This is a genomic window from Pseudanabaena sp. BC1403, from assembly GCF_002914585.1.
Taxonomy (GTDB): domain Bacteria; phylum Cyanobacteriota; class Cyanobacteriia; order Pseudanabaenales; family Pseudanabaenaceae; genus Pseudanabaena.
Genome location: NZ_PDDM01000001.1, coordinates 379,213 through 398,224, shown reverse-complemented (window position 1 = coordinate 398,224; position 19,012 = coordinate 379,213). Strand labels below are relative to the sequence as shown.

19 protein-coding genes are annotated in these 19,012 nt (G+C 43.1%); 10 read left to right on the top strand and 9 right to left on the bottom strand.

Annotated features, from left to right (window positions below):
• Nucleotides 1-40: 40 nt before the first annotated feature.
• A complete protein-coding gene (locus CQ839_RS01845; RefSeq protein WP_103666564.1) occupies nt 41-2,149 on the top strand; it encodes a TIGR00300 family protein in 2,109 nt (702 codons plus the stop codon).
• A gap of 62 nt (nt 2,150-2,211) precedes the next feature.
• On the opposite strand, the gene CQ839_RS01840 is transcribed toward CQ839_RS01845, so the two are convergent.
• Nucleotides 2,212-2,736, bottom strand: coding sequence for a hypothetical protein (locus CQ839_RS01840; RefSeq protein WP_103666563.1), 525 nt, complete (start codon nt 2,734-2,736; stop codon nt 2,212-2,214).
• Here CQ839_RS01840 and CQ839_RS01835 point away from each other — a divergent pair.
• Entirely contained in the window at nt 2,731-3,561 is an 831-nt protein-coding gene (locus CQ839_RS01835) for a peroxiredoxin-like family protein (protein WP_103666562.1), read from the top strand. The genes CQ839_RS01840 and CQ839_RS01835 overlap by 6 nt on opposite strands.
• On the opposite strand, the gene CQ839_RS01830 is transcribed toward CQ839_RS01835, so the two are convergent.
• Entirely contained in the window at nt 3,558-4,115 is a 558-nt protein-coding gene (locus tag CQ839_RS01830) for a late competence development ComFB family protein (protein WP_103666561.1), read from the bottom strand. The two genes, CQ839_RS01835 and CQ839_RS01830, sit on opposite strands and share 4 nt — an antisense overlap.
• A gap of 24 nt (nt 4,116-4,139) precedes the next feature.
• On the bottom strand, nt 4,140-6,359 hold the full coding sequence (locus tag CQ839_RS01825) for a glycoside hydrolase (RefSeq protein WP_103666560.1): 2,220 nt from the start codon (nt 6,357-6,359) through the stop codon (nt 4,140-4,142).
• A 3-nt stretch (nt 6,360-6,362) separates the two neighbouring features.
• On the opposite strand from CQ839_RS01825, the gene CQ839_RS01820 reads away from it, so the two are divergent.
• From CQ839_RS01820 to CQ839_RS01795, 6 genes are all read left to right on the top strand, one after another.
• Nucleotides 6,363-6,992 carry a DUF192 domain-containing protein gene (locus tag CQ839_RS01820; protein WP_258040595.1) on the top strand — a complete coding sequence of 210 codons (630 nt, stop codon included), beginning with the start codon at nt 6,363-6,365 and terminating at the stop codon, nt 6,990-6,992.
• A 173-nt stretch (nt 6,993-7,165) separates the two neighbouring features.
• A complete protein-coding gene (locus tag CQ839_RS01815) occupies nt 7,166-7,666 on the top strand; it encodes a hypothetical protein (protein ID WP_103666559.1) in 501 nt (166 codons plus the stop codon).
• Between the two features lie 171 nt (nt 7,667-7,837).
• Entirely contained in the window at nt 7,838-9,733 is a 1,896-nt protein-coding gene (gene glmS, locus CQ839_RS01810; protein ID WP_103666558.1) for a glutamine--fructose-6-phosphate transaminase (isomerizing), read from the top strand.
• Nucleotides 9,734-9,862: 129 nt separating this feature from the next.
• Nucleotides 9,863-11,323, top strand: a complete 1,461-nt coding sequence (locus tag CQ839_RS01805; protein ID WP_103666557.1) for an NAD(P)/FAD-dependent oxidoreductase — start codon at nt 9,863-9,865, stop codon at nt 11,321-11,323.
• A 71-nt stretch (nt 11,324-11,394) separates the two neighbouring features.
• A complete protein-coding gene (locus tag CQ839_RS01800) occupies nt 11,395-11,715 on the top strand; it encodes a DUF433 domain-containing protein (RefSeq protein ID WP_103666556.1) in 321 nt (106 codons plus the stop codon).
• A complete protein-coding gene (locus tag CQ839_RS01795; RefSeq protein ID WP_103666555.1) occupies nt 11,705-12,040 on the top strand; it encodes a DUF5615 family PIN-like protein in 336 nt (111 codons plus the stop codon). Before CQ839_RS01800 ends, CQ839_RS01795 begins: the two co-directional genes overlap by 11 nt.
• A 167-nt stretch (nt 12,041-12,207) precedes the next feature.
• On the opposite strand, the gene CQ839_RS01790 is transcribed toward CQ839_RS01795, so the two are convergent.
• The 4 genes from CQ839_RS01790 to CQ839_RS01770 form a co-directional block, all read right to left on the bottom strand.
• Nucleotides 12,208-12,648 (bottom strand): hypothetical protein, encoded by a 441-nt coding sequence (locus CQ839_RS01790; protein WP_103666554.1) that lies wholly within the window; start codon nt 12,646-12,648, stop codon nt 12,208-12,210.
• A gap of 1 nt (nt 12,649) precedes the next feature.
• Nucleotides 12,650-12,874: a hypothetical protein gene (locus CQ839_RS01785; protein WP_103666553.1), complete on the bottom strand. Its 225-nt coding sequence runs from the start codon at nt 12,872-12,874 to the stop codon at nt 12,650-12,652.
• Between the two features lie 443 nt (nt 12,875-13,317).
• Nucleotides 13,318-15,498: an SUMF1/EgtB/PvdO family nonheme iron enzyme gene (locus tag CQ839_RS01775; RefSeq protein WP_103666551.1), complete on the bottom strand. Its 2,181-nt coding sequence runs from the start codon at nt 15,496-15,498 to the stop codon at nt 13,318-13,320.
• A 5-nt stretch (nt 15,499-15,503) separates the two neighbouring features.
• Nucleotides 15,504-15,899 (bottom strand): hypothetical protein, encoded by a 396-nt coding sequence (locus CQ839_RS01770; RefSeq protein WP_103666550.1) that lies wholly within the window; start codon nt 15,897-15,899, stop codon nt 15,504-15,506.
• Nucleotides 15,900-15,964: 65 nt separating this feature from the next.
• Here CQ839_RS01770 and CQ839_RS01765 point away from each other — a divergent pair, with 65 nt between their 5' ends.
• Nucleotides 15,965-16,657: a ComF family protein gene (locus CQ839_RS01765; RefSeq protein WP_103666549.1), complete on the top strand. Its 693-nt coding sequence runs from the start codon at nt 15,965-15,967 to the stop codon at nt 16,655-16,657.
• A gap of 32 nt (nt 16,658-16,689) precedes the next feature.
• Here CQ839_RS01765 and CQ839_RS01760 read toward each other — a convergent pair whose 3' ends face one another.
• Nucleotides 16,690-17,013, bottom strand: coding sequence for a DUF1825 family protein (locus tag CQ839_RS01760; RefSeq protein ID WP_103666548.1), 324 nt, complete (start codon nt 17,011-17,013; stop codon nt 16,690-16,692).
• A 127-nt stretch (nt 17,014-17,140) separates the two neighbouring features.
• Nucleotides 17,141-17,395, bottom strand: a complete 255-nt coding sequence (locus CQ839_RS01755) for a hypothetical protein (RefSeq protein ID WP_181016054.1) — start codon at nt 17,393-17,395, stop codon at nt 17,141-17,143.
• A gap of 323 nt (nt 17,396-17,718) precedes the next feature.
• On the opposite strand from CQ839_RS01755, the gene moeB reads away from it, so the two are divergent.
• Nucleotides 17,719-18,891: a molybdopterin-synthase adenylyltransferase MoeB gene (moeB, locus tag CQ839_RS01750; RefSeq protein WP_103666698.1), complete on the top strand. Its 1,173-nt coding sequence runs from the start codon at nt 17,719-17,721 to the stop codon at nt 18,889-18,891.
• Nucleotides 18,892-19,012: the final 121 nt, after the last annotated feature.

Sequence of the window (19,012 nt, the reverse complement as noted above, 5' to 3'; positions counted from 1 at the left end):
GACCAAAAATTGCATTCTCCTCTAATTATTTACTTTATTTATGACTGCCCAACTGAATTATCTGATGTGTGCCCCCGATCACTACGACGTAGACTATGTGATCAATCCTTGGATGGAGGGCAATGTTCACAAATCTAGCCGCGATCGCGCTGTAGTGCAATGGCAAAAACTGCATGAAGTCCTCAAAGGCTTAGTAAATGTCGAGCTAGTGACACCTGCTAAGGGCTGGCCAGACATGGTATTTACCGCCAACGCTGGATTGGTATTAGGTGACAAAGCGGTATTGAGTCGTTTTTTACACAAAGAGCGTCAAGGCGAAGAACCTTATTTCAAAGCATGGTTTGAATCTAAGGGCTTTACAGTGTTTGAACTGCCCAAGGATTTACCCTTTGAAGGTGCAGGTGATGCTCTATTCGATCGCAATGGTGGTTGGCTCTGGGCTGGCTACGGCTTCCGTTCAGAACTAGATGCTCATCCTTATTTGGCGAAATGGCTTGATGTCGAAGTTCTTTCGCTACGTTTAATCGACAATCGCTTTTATCATCTCGATACTTGCTTCTGTCCTCTTACAGGTGGTTACTTACTTTACTATCCACCCGCTTTTGATTCCTATTCCAATCGTTTGATTGAGATGCGTGTTCCAGCTGATAAGCGCATCGTCATCGAGGAAGCGGATGCCGTTAACTTTGCTTGTAATGCAGTTAACGTCGATCGCAATGTGGTCATGAACAAAATCAGCGATCGCTTAAAACAACGCATTACCAATGCTGGGTTTACAGTGATCGAAACGCCTCTTACCGAGTTTCTAAAAGCAGGTGGAGCCGCTAAGTGCTTGACTTTACGAACTATTGAAGTTCCGATCAGTAGCGAACAGGAGGCAATTGAGCCAAGTGGTGTAGAAGCTCGTATTGTCGAGTTAACAGGACATTTACTCGACTCAGGCATTATCAATCGCGCTCTTGATTTAGTAACTGATAATGGTGGCAGTTTCCAAGTACTAGAGTTCAACCTTGGTGAACAGAGACAAAGTACGTCCCTAGCTCGAATTCGCATCTCTGCGCCATCCCATGACCTCATGGAAACGATCATGGGCGAACTGATTGAAATCGGTGCAGTATTGCAAGATCGAGATACATGCGCTGCCAATCTTGAGCCTGTATTACAAGATGGCGTGGCTCCTGACGACTTCTATGTCAGCACAATTTATCCTACGGAAGCCTGTGTTGATGGCGAATGGATTCGTTGCACCAATCAGCGGATGGATGCCGCGATCGCAATTAGTGCTGATGGCTCTGCAAATTGTAAGCTTTTGCGAGATCTCATAGTCGGTGATCGCGTCGTGGTTGGTTATGATGGCGTGCGGACAGTCCGTAAACCTGAGGCACGAGATACCGCGAAAAAAGAAGAATTCTCGTTCATGGGTGCTGGTGTATCGAGCGAACGTCGAGTCGAACTGGTTGTTGAACAGATTGCATGGGAACTTCGTCAAATTCGCGATCGCGGTGGCAAATTAGTCATCTCCTGTGGTCCCGTAGTTGTGCATACTGGCGGCGCGCCTCATCTTGCTTACTTGATTCGTGAGGGCTATGTCCAATCGATGCTCGGTGGCAATGCGATCGCGGTTCACGACATGGAACAATCCTCTATGGGTACTTCCCTCGGAGTCGATCTCAAGCGTGGTGTCAGCGTCAAAGGCGGGCATCGTCATCACCTCAAAGTGATCAACTCAGTCCGTCGCTATGGCAGTATTCAGAAAGCAGTTGAGGCTGGCTTTGTCAAAACTGGCGTGATGTACGAATGCGTTACAAATAACGTTCCCTTTGTACTAGCTGGCTCGATCCGTGATGATGGCCCCTTGCCTGACACAGTTATGGACTTGCTAGAAGCTCAACGTTTATATAGCGAACAAATTCGCGGTGCGGATATGATTTTGATGTTGTCATCAATGCTGCATTCCATCGGTGTGGGCAATATGACTCCTGCTGGTGTAAAGATGGTTTGTGTGGATATCAACCCTGCGGTTGTTACCAAACTTGCAGATCGCGGTTCGGTTGAGTCTGTTGGTGTGGTAACTGATGTTGGTCTATTCCTAAGCTTGCTGGTTCAGCAGTTGAAGAAGATGGATAGTCCTGTGGCGGTTGCCGTTTAGAAAAAAAACAAAAAAAATGAGTAGAGGGGCTTTGCCACTCTACTCATTTTTTTGGAATTGGTTTAGTCGCCAGAATATACTTCGACCTTGACTTCGGGTTTGTCGATCTCAGTCATTACGAAAAGCAGATCTTTGTAAAGGAAGATAAATGATGTTGGGCTTAACCAACGAATAAACCTAAACCCTGAGATTTCGCCTATGAGACCAAATTTTGCCGAGAAAGTTTTTATATCAAACCGTCTTACGCTTGAAACTTTTTTGCAGCAACCTTCTGTACCAAAGGTGACCTGCTCAATAAATACACTGTTATATATATCTTCAAGAAGAATCACTACACGGTAGGCTCGACCCTGAACCTTTGCATTGACATCACTCTCAAACCAATCAATTGGACTTTGGGAGAGCTGTACGATCCAAGGATAGTAATTTGTATTTGCAGGTGTTGTTTTGATAACGACAGGATCTGCAAATGCAGCGCTGGGTATTAATGTCAAAAACAGAAGTGCTATAAGGTGAAAGGTAGATTTCATTAATTTTGCCATCACATCAAGAGCTTTTACTTTCGCAATAAATATAACTCCATGCATCAAAACACCTACGAAATTCTAAGTCAAACCCAACGGCAGCGTGTTAGCGATGGCGCGATCGCCTCAATTTTTGAAGGCTGCGAATCAGATCAACGCAAACTAATTTTAGTACTGCCCCAGTTAGGCGATTTTGATAGCCTTGAATATATTTGGTGGATACAGAGAGAAATTGATCGCATTAAATCAGCAGGAATAGCTATTCGCGCTATTGGCATCGGCGATCGTCAGTCGGGAGAATATTTTTGTAAATTTACAGGCTTCGATAAAAATTGTTTGTTTGTCGATCCTACAGGTGAATTACATCGTCAATTGAATCTCTATTCAGGGTTAACCACTAAATTCCCTCTCCTTTCATCAGGACAAAGTGCTTGGGTGAATCTGATGCTGATGTGTGCAGGGCTTGGCAGCCAAGGCACTCTCAAAGAAGTATTTCGCGGCTATCGAGGCGATCGCAATGCGCCACAACTAATCGATGATGAAGAAATTATCAAAGCCTCACCATTACCCCCATTAAAGGGCTCTTTCTTTAAATGGGCTGGTGGCAGTGGATTTCAACGTCCTTTTGAACTCGCAACATTGCGACTGCGAAATATGGCGGAGGTTTTGGGCAATTGGACAGCCTATGTTCCTGATGCATCATATATGACGCAGCGCGGCGGCACTTTTTTGTTTGATGCTGAAAACAAACTAACCTACGAACATCGCGATCGCGGAATTTTAGGATTTTCTGCTAGCCCCAGTTATCCATTGTCGTTTCTATTTGCTGATCGATTGGCTGATCAATTTAAAGATCAATCATCTACGCAAAAAGTAACCAGTCCTTAAACTTTTTCCTCAAAGTCAGGGGCATAAGCTTGGAGTAGGTTGCTAAGCTGCGAAAGTACAGAATCTTTGTTTACAGAGCCAAAACTAGAGCGATCTGGGAAGAATTCAGGACGATCTAGGTTGCGATCGATTGCTTCCTTGACTTGCTGTGCAATCAAATGCTGTAAATCGGCAAGTGCTCTGTCTCGCTGATAATTTGCCCCTTGCTCAGTGGTGGCATACAACGGCGGCAAACGGTTAAGTGCATAGGCCGCAATATCCCCCAAATCCAAAACTTTATTACTACTTGCCTCGATCTCTGCCACCCTTGCCACAGCTTCACTCAGCACCAATTCTTCCATGACATTGATAAATTGCTTGCGGGGGACAGCAACCACTTCTCCTGTGAGCAAAGCACCCATCAGTCGATCAAGAGCCATGTACTCTTCAACTGATAGCTCAAAGGCGCTATCACAAATCCGACCCACTTCGGCTTCCATAGCAGGAGTTAGGTAGCCATCCTGTAAAGCCTGTTCGACAATAGACTCAATGCTGGTTTTTACTATCTTTTCCACTGTTATCTCTTTAATAACGCAACACTAAGGTACTTCAATAGGAATAATCGTATACTCAGGTAGAGACATCTGGAAATGCTCTTTTTGGCTGAGCAAGATCACCAGTCGTGCTACAGACTGGGGCTTAACCGCCAAATCGCTCCAAGGAATAGCAATTTCTAGGCATTGCTCAAAGCCTATTTTCGTATGAGTTGCGATAGTTTCCCACTGAAATTGTTCTGTAGATTCTTGAAGTTGGACTGACTTATCAGCAAAATTGATCGTTAGGTGATGGCGAAACAAGTAATTTAGCGGTGACACATCAGGCATGTCAAGAAGTTTCACAGGGCTGTTGGGATGAATCCGACTAGGATAAAACCACAACAAATGTAGTTTACTTTGAGCGACGCTCTCTAGATTACTAAATTCTAGGCGCAAGTAGCAATAAAAATGATCGTAACCGTACCACAGACGCTTGGCGGGAGTATTTTGATGCATCGCCCCCCTTGCGCCACTAATTTCAATTTTGCCAGCACCTTGCCAGTCATCATTTTCAAATCTGCCATTAATTATTGGCTCAATTAGGCTAGTGGGGCGATCGCTACTGGAGACATCGTGGGGTTCGAGAGGATACAACAATGCGTGGGGAACTGGCTCGTTGAGCGCACGATAAATCACCTGCAAATGCTCACGAAATAGGCGATCAAACATCGCGTCATCATTTGAGCTATGTCCTTCGCCAAACCACCAAAACCAATCCGAGCCTTCGGCTGCCATTAGGCTTTCCCATGCTTCAGGATTATTTTCTGGCGTAGCTTCTGCGTGCATAGCCAATACTTGCCGCGCTTCAGCAAGTAGCTCCCAAGCACGGTTTTTAACTGGATCGCCGATCCATGTGGTAAAGCTAGAGTCAATCCATGAGCCACTATGCAACTGGTGAGGTGGAATTTTTTCAGTGGGTGGGAATTTTTCTAGATATTCAGAGGGCGTAACCAGTTTGAGATTCTCATTGTTGGAGAGATTTTCGTAAAGCGTTTGTAAGAATGGGTTGCCATCTTGAGGATAAAATTCCCAGCAATTTTCACCGTCAAGGGCGATTGTTACTAGCCAAGGCTTTCCTTCAGGATGCTCTGCTAGATATTCATTTTGTTGTTTTTGAATAGTCATCAAACGATCGCATAAATCGTCGCTAGCAGCTTGAGGCAAAAGTGCACCATAGCTAAAGCCGATCAGATCCGAAAGTAGGCGATCGCGGAAAATAATTGCTAAGTCCCCATGAATAGTTTCGAGACGATAGGGTTGATAGAGCAAATGTGGTGCGTCGATCGCCCCGCGCTCATCACGACGGAAATAATGTCCAAGACTCCAGCCTAATACTCCTTCATCAGAACATAACCAAGAAAATCCCTGCTTAGAAACATGCGGCAAGATGGCAGGGCTAACAGACTGCTCTGAGGGCCATAAACCTCTGGGATCGCAGCTAAAGTGTTGGCGGTAAACTTCTTTTGCTTTTTCTAGATGTAGAGTAATGTCTGGCTCATGGCGGAAGCGATGATTAGGCAGATACATCTGTGGCACAGCGATCCTACCAGCTTGAGTATCGGCTAAAAGCGGCATGATCGGATGCGTGTAGGGCGTGGTGGTAATTTCTAGTTGCCCATTTTTTTGCATTTTTCGATGCTGCGGCAAAATTCGGGAAATAATATCTCGCTGCTTGCTATAGATTCTTTGCCGATCAGCGAGGGTAAAATCCTTGCCGCGATCGTACCATTCAGCAATTTCGGGATCGGCATCTCGGAATAGAGGATCAATCCATGCCAAGTTATGCCATGCAAGTAAATCGCTAAAATCTGGTGCTAGCCAATTATTGACACACCACTCAATCCCACAGGCTTGTCTCTGAGCTAATAGATCGGCATAGCGATGATATGGCTCGATCATCGTCTGATGATTAGCATCAAAGAAATGCTCGACAATGAAATGTTTTTGTGATCGCGTTAAGGTATCGACAGGTGTTAAAGTCAAAGCCAAGTAAGGATCAAATGCATTTCCTTCAACATAATCCTGCAATTGCAGGATCAGCGATGGCACAAGATTGATCGTTTGATGTAGCTTAGGATATCTTGACAACATCAACGCTAAATCCAAATAATCTTTTACGCCATGCAACCTCACCCAAGGCAAATGATACTTGCCTGCGATCGCGCTTTTGTAGAGAGGTTGATGTTGGTGCCAGATAAATGCGATATGAAGAGGATATGACATAGGATGACTGGCAATATGACTGGCGATACTTCTAGAAATTGTGACACACCTAATCATAGTTCGATCCAAACACTTTGTATAAAGCTATGTACGGTTAGCCTCAGTCTTTGTTTGATGGGCTGCGCACCTGCCTCTAGCGATACAGCTAAGCCCCCCACTGCACCAACGATCCCCGCGACATCGTCACCACAAACTATCGCACCTCAAGCTAAACCCAAACCAGTCTCAGAACTGGCTCAATATTTGCCAATTACTGCCACAGCGAAAATTTCAGGACGCGAAATTCAGCTTGAGGTAGCCAATACTTTCAAGGAACAAGAAAAAGGTCTAATGTTTCGTCCCCCATTGGCTGACGATCGCGGGATGTTGTTTGTTTTTACGCCTGCGCGTCCCGTAGCCTTTTGGATGAAAAATACCCCCTCACCGCTTGATATTATTTTCTTGCTGGATGGTGAAGTTAAGGCGATCGCCCGCAATGCCACTACTTGCAAGACTGATCCCTGTCCTGTTTATCCTGAGGGAGGTGTAGTCGCTGATAATGTGCTTGAAGTGAGAGCGGGACTCACCCAAGAAATTGGCTTGAAGGAAGGCGATCGGATTTCTGTTAAATTCTTGTTGCCAAAAAATCAATGACCACTATAATTCTAGAGTCAGAAATTATTTACTGATCCTTTAAAGATATTGCTAAGCAATATTTAAAACAAAAAGTAAATAAATTTCAAAATGTTCAAAACTACTTAGTAATTTCTCCCTGAAAGTGCTAAAAGTAGCAGTGGTGAATCTTGAGTGAAAGAAGAGTAAAAAAAATGACAGCTAGCAGAGCAAGAAGCCCTGAACCACAGAGATCCCGTCAACCTCTTGATCGCAAGAATAAATTTCGGCAAGCCAGTCCTCAACCTATCAAAAATCGCAATGTAAAGCGGTTGCCTCGCACTAACTCATTTCCTCTGCCTCTGTGGTTGCGGGTCTTGATGACCACTCAAAAGCTGTCTATCGCTGCGACTGTAATCCTCACTATTTCAGTATTTGCGATCTACGGTTGGACTGTATATGCTCAAGAGCAGTGGAATCAGCAATACAAAAAGCTCGAGCAACTCAAGCGCCAAGAACGGCAATTAACTAATGCAGCAGGTTCATTTGATAATGAGATGCTGCAATCAATTCAAAAAAAACCTGGGGATTTGGTGCGTGAGAGTCCTGAGAAATCAATTTTTTTGCAAGCTGCTCCTCTCCGTCCAAAGCGTGAAGTGCCATCTACGGTGTCTGAACTTCCTAAAAACAAGCACAATGAAAGCCTAGGCTATTAACCAAGAAGGGACGCAAATCGTCCCTTCTTGATACAAAAGCAAAAACCTCGCTACGCGAGGTTTTTGCTTTTGTGGCGTAATGGGCAGGAACTTGACGTGGTTAAATACGATCATAGTTTTGTGCGCGTTACGCGCACAAAACTATGATCGTATTTATTGCAACTTGACATTATGTGTGGAATTGTTGGCTACATCGGACATCGCTCGGCAAATGAAGTTTTAATCTCAGGGTTACGCAAACTCGAATATCGCGGGTATGACTCCGCAGGCGTTGCCACAATTCCCTTTTTCGATGATCCAGCCGATCGCCCAATTGATCGCAGTTTGCATCGGGTCAGAGCAAAGGGCAAGCTAATCCAACTAGAGGAAAAGTTAAAGGCTGATACCGCCCCTCAAGCGTCGATTGGTATTGGTCACACACGCTGGGCAACTCACGGCAAGCCTGAAGAGCATAATGCTCATCCCCATACAAATACGATGGGAAATCTTGCGGTTGTGCAGAATGGGATTGTTGAGAACTACCATATTCTTCGCACTGAGTTAAAACAGCTTGGTCATATTTTTGTCAGCGAAACAGATACTGAAGTCATTCCCCATATGATTGCCGAATTTCTAACTCAGTTGGAAAAGCAAGGCAATATGATTCCTGACAAGTCTCCCTCAGTGCTGTTTGAAGCAGTACGACTGACGATCGCAAAATTGCAAGGAGCCTATGCGATCGCAGTTATTCATGCTGATTATCCCGATGAAATAGTTGTTGTACGTCAGCAAGCGCCGCTAGTCATTGGTATTGGCAAAGATGAGAATTTTTGTGCTTCGGATACGCCTGCGTTAGTCGCCTATACGCGCACCGTAATTTCTTTAGAGAATGGTGAAATTGCACGACTGACTAGAGAATCTGTACAGGTGTATAACGCCAAAGGCGATCGCCTTCGCCGCACGCCCCAGACGCTCAACTGGAATCCTACCATGGTGGAGAAGCAAGGCTTTAAGCACTATATGCTCAAGGAAATCTATGAGCAACCTGGGGTATTTCGGACGGGATTGGCAAGTTATGTGAGTGAGGCTAATAAAGTTGATTTAGGGCTACCCACAGGTTTTATCGAGCCGATTGAAAGGGTGGAGATTATTGCCTGTGGAACCAGTTGGCACGCCTCTCTCGTTGGCAAGTATTTGCTAGAGCAGCTAGCAGGTGTACCAACTAGTGTGCAATATGCTTCTGAGTATCGCTATTCGCCGCCGCCTTCTTTAAAGAATACTCTTGTGATCGGTGTAACTCAGTCGGGCGAAACGGCGGATACTCTAGCTGCATTGGAACTTGCCAAATCAAGAGGCGATCGCTGTCTGGGTATTACCAATCGAGTTGAAAGCTCGATTGGAAGAATTTCGGATGCAGTGATTGATACTCAGGCAGGAATCGAGATCGGTGTTGCGGCTACAAAAACTTTTGTGGCTCAATTGCTGATGTTCTATTTATTAGCATTAGAGTTTGGTGCAGCTAAAGGCACATTAACCGAAGCGAGAAGTCAAGAATTAATTGAAGGATTACGACAACTTCCTGCCTATATGGAACGGATTCTCGAAGGTCAAGAACGCTATATTGAAGATCTTTCGCGTCAATTTACCCATACCAAAGATTTTATCTTCTTAGGGCGCGGCATTAACTTCCCGATCGCCCTCGAAGGTGCACTCAAGCTCAAAGAGATCAGCTACATTCATGCTGAAGGCTATCCTGCTGGCGAAATGAAGCATGGACCGATCGCATTGCTTGATCAAGATGTCCCTGTAGTTGCGATCGCTACTCCTGGGGTAGTATACGAGAAAGTTCTTTCTAATTCTCAAGAAGCCAAAGCGAGAGATGCGAAATTGATTGGTGTTGCGCCTCTTGATGACCCTGCGGCGCATGAGGTATTTGATTACATTTTGCCGATTCCTGTGGTTGATGAGATTTTTTCGCCAATTCTCACCGTGATTCCGTTACAACTGCTGTCCTATCATGTGGCAGCACATCGCGGTTTAGATGTCGATCAACCCCGAAATCTCGCCAAATCTGTCACGGTTGAATAGATTAAAAAGGCGGCGCAATGCGCCGCATTAAAACCCAGAGAAACTTGTAAAAGCTCCGCTTCGCGGAGCTTTTACAAGTTTCTCTAGACAATTTAAAGCCTCAACAGGCTAGGACAATGAAAAAAATTTATGGACAAATATAATCGTCGAAAATTTTTACTTCAGGCTCGCAACTTGACTTATGCTGGAGCAACAAGTTGGCTTTGTAGCTGTGGAGGTGCATTGAGCAACTCTGATGATCGCTCAGCCAATCCATTGCCAAAAGATAGCGAACCAAAAGATAGTGAAGATAAAGATCGGATCATTGTCATTGGTGCGGGTATTGCAGGCATCACAGCTGCCAAAAAATTGCAGGCTCAAGGTTACCGAGTAATTATATTAGAAGGGCGCGATCGCATTGGGGGGAGAATTTGGACAGATAATTCTTTAGGCTTTCCTTTAGATCTCGGTGCTGCGTGGATTCATACCGTTGACGGTAATCCTATCTCGCCATTAGTCAAGCAATTTGACATTCAGACTGTCATCTCAGATCTTAAATCGCAATGGAATTATAAGGGTATCAAGCAACTGCTAAGTGAATCTGATGAACTGCTTATAGACAAAGCTTTTCAATCATTTATGAATAGAGTTAACCAGCTAAAAAAAGACCCAATATCATCGCAGCAGATTACTCTAGCAGATATCGCTCAACAAATAATTGAATCAGAAGAACTCACAGGAGTCACTCTTAAAGGATTTCGGGCAACCCTATTTTCGACAATTGAGAGTGAAGTTGGCGATGATATTGCGAATTTAGGAGTTAAAGGTTTCGATGAAGATTCCGAGTTTTCTGGCGCAGATGTAGTTTTTCCGCAAGGTTATACGCAGATTGTTCAGGCTCTATCCAAAGATTTAGATGTTCGGACTAAGCATCTTGTGAAGCAGGTTGCCTATGATGATAACGGCGTACAAGTGACTACCGATCGTGGAGTTTTTAATGGTTCAAGGGTGATTGTCACGGTTCCATTGGGTGTATTGAAACGTGGTTCTATTAAGTTCTCGCCAGAATTGCCAGATGCGAAGTTAGCAGCAATTGAAGAATTGGGGATGGGAGCTTTAAATAAACTAGTATTAAAATTCCCTAAACAGTTTTGGCCATCACAGCCTCACACCATGGCATATATCAATGGCAATATTGCCGATCGCTATGTTGAATTTTACAACTGGCAGAAATATATTCAGCAGCCGATTTTAGTCGCCTTGTTTAGCAGTGATTTTTCGCGATCGCTCTCACAGATACCTGAATCTGAAGTCAAGCAAAACATTATGTCTGATTTACAAGCGATGTTTGGCAATGATATTCCGTTGCCAACTGCTGCAATATTGACCAAATGGCATGATGACCCTTTTGCCTATGGTTCCTATTCCACTTTTTCGCTCAATGGTTCTATTCAAGACTGCGATCGCTTGGCGGAACCTATAGGCGATCGGGTGTTTTTTGCGGGTGAGGCAACCTATGGAAAACATATAGGAACTGTTCATGGAGCGTTATTGAGTGGCGAGAGAGAAGCTAATAGAATCGCTACCAAAAAATCTTCCCTCAAGTTTTAAGCTCAAATAGCGATCGCCTATGAGAGAAAATGGTTATAATTTAGAGATTAAGTTGTGTAAGAGAAATTACAATGTCAACTGTTGCTGTGATTAAAGAACATATTGAGATGACTCTAGGAGTGTGCGGTGGGAAACCTCGTATTGCTGGACATCGGATCACGGTGCAAAATATAGCAGTGTGGCATGAGCAAATGGGAATGTCTCCTGATGAAATTTTGCTGCACTATCCCAGCATCAATTTGTCAGATATTTACGCGGCTTTGGCATATTACTATGATCATAGAGAAGAAATTAGAAAGCAAATTGAGGATGATGAATCTTTTGCTCTAGAAATGAAGAAGACGACTATTTCTCTTGTACAACAAAAGTTGAGAAATCAGCGTGAAAGATAGAATTAGGTTTCATTTGGATGAAAATATCAGTCAGGCGATCGCTAATGGTTTGAGAAGAAGAGGGATTGATGTAACAACGACTCCAGAAGAGAATCTAATTGGCAAGTTGGATGAGGAACAGTTGGCTTTTGCTATATCTCAGGAACGAGTAATTTTTACTCAAGACACTGATTTTCTGAGGCTTCAGCAGCAGGGTGTTTCTCATTATGGTATTGCTTACTGTCAACAAAAAAGTAAGTCTATTGGGGAGATTGTGCAGGGTTTAGTTTTGATGTGGCAAGTGCTTGAAGTGGATGAAATGATGGATCATCTTGAATATTTGTAAGAGAATTAAGATTGCTGTTCAAAAAATTACCCCTCAAGCTTTAAACTCCAAGAGCGATCGCATCCTAATCTCAAATCAACCGCGATCGCATTCAGTTGTAGCTTTTGTTAGCGAAGCGTAACACACAAATAGTTAGCATAAAAAAGACTTGAGTGCATTACATTCTATTAATTTACCATATTGGATAGATCTTTAGATTTAGGAGCTAGTTCAAAAACTAATTGCGAACCGTAAAAACATACATCAAATTCTTGGAAAAAGTTAATTCTTCCTAACAGTAAAGGTATATTTTCAGCTTTTGTCCAAGCAAAAACTAAAGTGGCAGGTGCAAATTGATCGATTGTCGCTGATAAGATAATTCCTTTGGCAGCGAATTTGGCTAGATTTCCTGCCAATGTAACTGACGTGTTATGGTCATTCCAATTTAGTCCTAATTGAACTCCTATTTCATAGGGGAGAACATTGACACTTGCTCCAGTATCTAATAAGCCTGATGTTGAAATAGAAGCGTCTTGGGATGATAAGGTCAAGGTGAGATAGGGGACAAGGCTAGTTTCTCCCGCAGAGTTAGATTTTTCGACAAAGTTAAACCGTTTTCTCAATGTCATTCTATTTTGCTTCTTTCTCTAATAAATGTTGTTGCAGCATATCCGTCAAAACTCTTTCTGCGGAGAAAGCGTTGTATGGCGACCAAATTTCATAGGTTTTTCCATTTTCGAGAATATCTGAGGTTTGTTCGTCTTTAGTTAGTTCTGTTGCTAAAAACTGTATGGCTTTAACCTTTTCAAAGTGGGATAGCTTTTGTAGTGATGGCAAGATCTCTGTTAATGTCATAGAAATACAGGAGAAATATTAGCTAGATTATAGTGCGATATTTTATAAACTCAAAAAAACATCCCTCAAGTTTTAATTCCGAGGGGCGCGGATCGCAATCTAATCTCAAATCATTCAGTTGTAGCGTATGTTAGCGAAGCTTAACGTACAAATTAATGTGACAATCGACAAATCGCGTAGGGGCATAGCATTACCACAGCCATCTATCAATTTTAAGATTCCCTTGATTTGGGAATGCTTTGCCCACAACCTCACAACGCAGGGACAATTTATCGGTGAAAGCGAAGAGGGTTCTGCATTTGCGAATAAATATGGTCATGGTGTGTTGAGAAATTGTGGCGCAAATGCAAAACCCCTACATCCGTGAAATCCATTAATCCGTTTAATCTGTGTTCTAGCGGCGAGAGGGAAAAAGAGAAAGAAGGGTAGAGTGAAAGTTGTCCTCACGACAAGATAGAGGCAACCACCCGAAAACCGAAGCTGTAGAACCCTTTACTTTCGCTCTCCCCGTAACGAACCGCAGAACGACAACCGATCGCACCGTCATTCCAAGAACCACCACGGAGAAGTCTTTTCGCTTGTTCTCCATCGCTTAGCCACGCAGAGCCATCTTGCGGTATTCCATTGTAGTTATCATGCCAGATATCTTCGCACCATTCCCTCACATTACCATGCATTTGATATAACCCCCATGCATTCGGTGTGAAGCTGTCAACATTATCTCTTCTCTCGCGGTATTCTCCTTTTGGTGCATCATCATAGGGATAATTACCATTATAGTTAACCAGATAAGGTGTAATCGTTGCGCCAAAATGGAAAGGAGTAGTTGTGCCACAGCGACAGGCGTATTCCCATTCAGTTTCACTAGGCAATCGAATCAGCTTTCCAGTTTTCTGCGAAGCTTTCTCACAAAACTCCCTAGCATCTTCCCACGAAACGCCGACTACTGGCTGATCTTCGCCTTGAAACCAACCATAATACTGTTCTGATGGTTTCGTTCCCATTATAGCTTGCCATTGAGTATCAGTAACAACATATTTTCCCATCCAAAATTCTTTCAGGGTTGCTTCATGAATAGGCTGCTCATCTCCATGTTCCTTACTTCCCATCATAAATTTCCCCGCAGGAATCCGCACCAGATCGAGGGTTACGCCATTGCCCAGATTTTCGCGAATATATTGCGCCTTTCCTTTTTTACGATCTAGCTCGACTTTTGTCTTCGTACCAAATCCCAGAAAGCCACTACTTTCTTTAACCAACCGAGCTTTAAAATACTCAAATTCAAACTCGCCTTGAGCAGGTTTATTCTGTTGCTGCCACTTGATCCGTTCTGCTTCAGCTTCTTGTTGACGCTTTAGCCGTTCTTGATCTTCAGCCTGTTTGCTCAACTGCTCCAAGAGCCAAAGCGTTTCCTGTTCTTGCTTCTGTCTTTCTGCTTCCGATGCTTGTTGCAATCTCAACAGTTCAGCCTCCACTTGCCGACTCTTCAAATGTGCTGCTTCGGCAACCTTTTTTTGTCGATCCTCAAGTTGGCGATCATACTCAGCCTGCTTCGGCGCAATAACCCGCGCCTTAACTTCTTCGATATCATTTTCACGCAAGCCAAGCTTTATCTCGCAAGCTTCAATCTCTAGTTGTGTAGGTTGATTAAAAGGGAATAATCCATGATTTATCGTATCTATCAGTGCTTTTTCGTATTCTTCTAGATTTTTTGCATACTCTAGCCAAGGAAGTAAAACTTCCCGTTCGATCCTTTTCGCATCCTCATTTGCAACTCCATATTGTTGTTGAGCTTTAGATATTAACAGACGGGTAAAAGGAAGGATTTTTCCATTTTGCGAAGTAATTAATTCGTCGATCTCCTTACGAAATTTTAGCTTTGGATCCTCTTGTGGCGATCTTGCTAAAACAATACGATGACCAGTTTCATCAAGCGACATCTTTGGAGTCATCCGATCATTCGCTAATTGTACCTTTTCTGTCACATATGAATGCAGATCGTCAACTGTAATTCCTATATGCTTATTCCGTGCTGCCGCACCAGTCCTCAACCCTTCTACCAAAAAATGAGTATACAGTGACAGGTCAAACCCTTCTTGTTCAAACGCATATTGGGTTGAATCAGACGCAGTTAAAATTGCCCAGCCAGTACCCTCTAATTCAGAGATAACATCGATACCAGAGCCTTTTGCCTTCATACTCTTAGGAAAAGCGCCACTGTAGCAACAGTCTAAAATTACTACGATCTGACTAGCCCTACTTTGCCTCATAGCATCTCGTAAAACATCTGAAGAAAGTGCTGTTCCTATCAAATCATTCCCTTCAGTCGATATTCCTGTGAGATAGAACTTTCTAAATTTGTCTAGAGTTCCATGTCCAGAAAAATAAAACAGCAATTTATCTTCGGGCTGACGATTTAAAAAGAGACGAGAAATTGCCCTTCTAATCTGAGTCTCATCAGCGTCTGGTAAAACCGTTACATCCGAATTAGTAAAGTCGCCCATATTAGGATCAACTAAAATTTGTCGCAATGCCTCTATGTCCCGCACTGCACTAGGCAAAACTGGAAAGTCAGATATATTTATGTACTGGCTATTACCAACTAAGAGTGCGTACTTCCCCATAGCCACTACGAATTTTTAATTAATTTCTCAATACTCAGCATAACCCTTTCTACCTCTTCAGGATTATTTGCAGTCAGCTTCACCTTTTTTTTGTCACCATCAACCTCTAGCTCAATGGCAATAGGCGATCTCAAGTAGTCACCTAAAAATCCAAACACTTTTTTGATATTCTCCGTTCTGACTAATGCCTTTAGCATTCCTACGATAGGTCTGCCCAACCCACTCATATTGCCATCTGGTGGATTAGAATCGCGCACAAGATCAACTGAATCAATATCACTGCGATCGCTTAATTCTTCCAGCAACCTTACTACCTCATCATCTCGCTCTTCACTCTTCAAATCTGGATCGATAAAAGTAATCGTCAAAGCAATCGTGCCAGTATTGTTCTCAGAGTTCATAACTTCAGTAGATTTTTATTGATTAGCGATTATTCTATAATATTTCATAAAATCCACAAAGAAACATGAAATGGTTTGACAGCCTAGCTAACACAATCACCAACTCGCTCTGGCAAGCAAACTGTCCATTGTGCAAACGTCCCAGCGATCGCATTTTATGCAAAGACTGCGATCGCCAAATAGCCGCTTATCAATCACCAGATTTTTTGCAAAAAGATTACCCAATTACACCAGAGATTCCGCTTTATAGTTGGGGCATTTATGACGGCGCATTGAAACGTGCGATCGCGGCTTGCAAATATGACAATCATCCTGAAATTATGGAAGCGATCGCTGAAAAGATTGCCGACACATGGAAGCGATCGGCAAATACTAAAACCCTAAGTTTAAAAAAGATTTCCGTAATTCCCATTCCCCTTCATGCAAACAAATTAAAATCGCGAGGATTTAACCAAGCAGAACTACTTGCCCGTCGTTTTTGTGATTTGAACGCAATCCCATGCAAACCGCAATTATTGCGACGAGAAAAGGATACTAAGGCGCAGATGCAAACCAAGAGCAAACAAGAGCGTGAAGAAAATTTATCTAAAGCTTTTACAGTTCCGTTAAACCAACAGTCCAAGCCCCAAGATGTAATTCTATTTGATGACATTTATACGACTGGCGCAACTATCCGCGAAGCGATCGCCACTCTTGTTGCCAATAACATCAAAGTAAAAGGAGTTATTGTCTTAGCTCGCCCCCAATTTAAAACCTAAAACCTAGAAAGCAAACAGCTAAAAGTTTTCAGCTAATTGTGGGTTTCAAGTTCAGATTTCATTTTTTCGAGCGTCATATTCATCTGATCGAACATTTGCTGTGGCGTGATCCCAAAATTACCTAACTGATTTTCCAATTGCTTTAGGGTCATCTGCGCCATAAAATCATCGGACAACTCAAATCGTTTCATAAAAATCTTATAACGATCCATCATCTCTTCCATTTTTTCGATAAAGAGAATTTTGCCCTCACGATCAAACTTGCCATAGCTACCGCCAAGCTGAGTTAGAGCTTGATAATCTTGAAATAGATTACGAGCTTCATGTTGAACAATTTCAGAATCAAAAAATGCCATTTTATTGCTCTGGTTTACTTAATACCTATTCTAATTTTACAAGTATGGTCAACTTTACAGAAATTAACCGAAGTGGAGATATCCACCCTTAAACAAAAAAAGTCGCGCTGTGCGCGACTTTTTTTGTTTAAGTCATAATTGGCACTGCGCGATCGCGTTTTCGAGGTAAAAACCTCACTGAAACACGCTTTAGATGACATTTATCTTCAAGCTCGCGGACATAGTCAACAGCTTCGCCCTCATGTTCACGATTGTCAAGTATTTCAAGTAAGCTCAAAATTTCTGTATCTAAACCTGGCTGACCTATAAATAAATGCATTAGGGTTTCGCAATTATCATCGTCAGGATAGATCGGAATGTAGTAGATGTAAGGGGTTTCCATAAGCTCCATAGTACTGCGTGGATTTAGTCACACTTTGAAATAATCTAAATTTTTGTAAATCTTAGATCGAAGTTATGGCAGTTAAGCCAACTGCAACAAACATACAACATTGCATTAAAGCGTAAACTAGGAATCTACAATAGAAACACAAACACACGCCAAATCAGCAAAGGCGATCGCAATACAGCAATTTACGATCACCCTAACCACAATAAATTCTTTAAAAGTGTTTCTCAGCAACAAGTTTAAAGAATTTATTGGTTAGGTCTTGAAAGTAAAGCGCTGTGGATAGCCTACGCAAACAAAGTGCGATTTATTTAATCATGCTCAACCCAGACCCAAATTCAATTCAGCTCACCCAAGATGACTACGAGCGCTACTCGCGTCACTTGATCTTGCCTGAGGTTGGCGTAGAAGGACAAAAGCGTCTCAAGGCTGCCAGCGTACTGTGTATCGGTACGGGTGGCTTGGGTTCCCCTTTGTTGTTATATCTCGCCGCCGCAGGTGTCGGACGCATTGGCATCGTGGACTTTGATGTGGTGGACACATCTAACCTCCAGCGTCAAGTCATTCATAGCACTAGCTCGGTCGGCAAACCGAAGATCGAATCTGCCAAGGCGCGAATTCTAGAAATCAACCCCTATTGCCAAATCGATCTATACAACACACATTTATCTTCAGCCAATGCGCTAGAGATTGTTGCTCCCTACGACATCGTTGTCGATGGTACGGATAACTTCCCCACGCGCTACCTTGTAAATGATGCCTGTGTATTGCTAAATAAGCCTAACGTCTATGGCTCAATTTTCCGCTTTGAAGGACAGGCGACCGTCTTCAATTATGAAGGTGGCCCCAACTATCGCGATCTTTATCCAGAGCCACCACCTCCAGGATTAGTCCCCTCCTGCGCAGAAGGCGGCGTTTTAGGTATTCTGCCTGGAATTATTGGTGTAATCCAAGCTACAGAGACTGTCAAAATCATTCTAGGGCAGGGAAATACTCTGAGTGGACGCTTGTTACTTTATGATGCCCTCAAGATGACCTTCCGTGAGCTAAAGCTCCGTCCAAACCCAGTCCGTCCTGTAATCGAAGAATTGATCGATTATCAGATGTTCTGCGGTATTCCCCAACAAAAAGCAAACGAAATGGAAGCACAACAGGCGATCGCCGAAATTACTGTTACCGAACTTAAAGCAATCATTGACGCTGGCGCTGAAGACTATGTGATCATTGATGTCCGTAATCCCAATGAGTGGGAAATTGGCAAAATCCCTAACACAGTTCTAGTGCCATTGCCAGAAATTGAAAATGGCAATGGTGTAGAGAAAGTCAAGGCTTTGCTAAATGGGCATAAGTTAATCGCACATTGCAAAATGGGTGGGCGATCGATGAAGGCTTTAGGCATTCTCAAGCAAGCTGGCATTGACGGGATCAATGTACAGGGCGGCATTAATGCATGGAGCGAGCAAATCGATCCTTCAATTCCCAAATACTAATACCAATTCACAAAAGTGTGCACACACTTTTGTGGATGGAAAATCAAACCCAGTAAGGGATTTAACAGCACAAAATGACTACGCCATTTTGTGCTTTGGTATAAATAATTGGTATAAATAA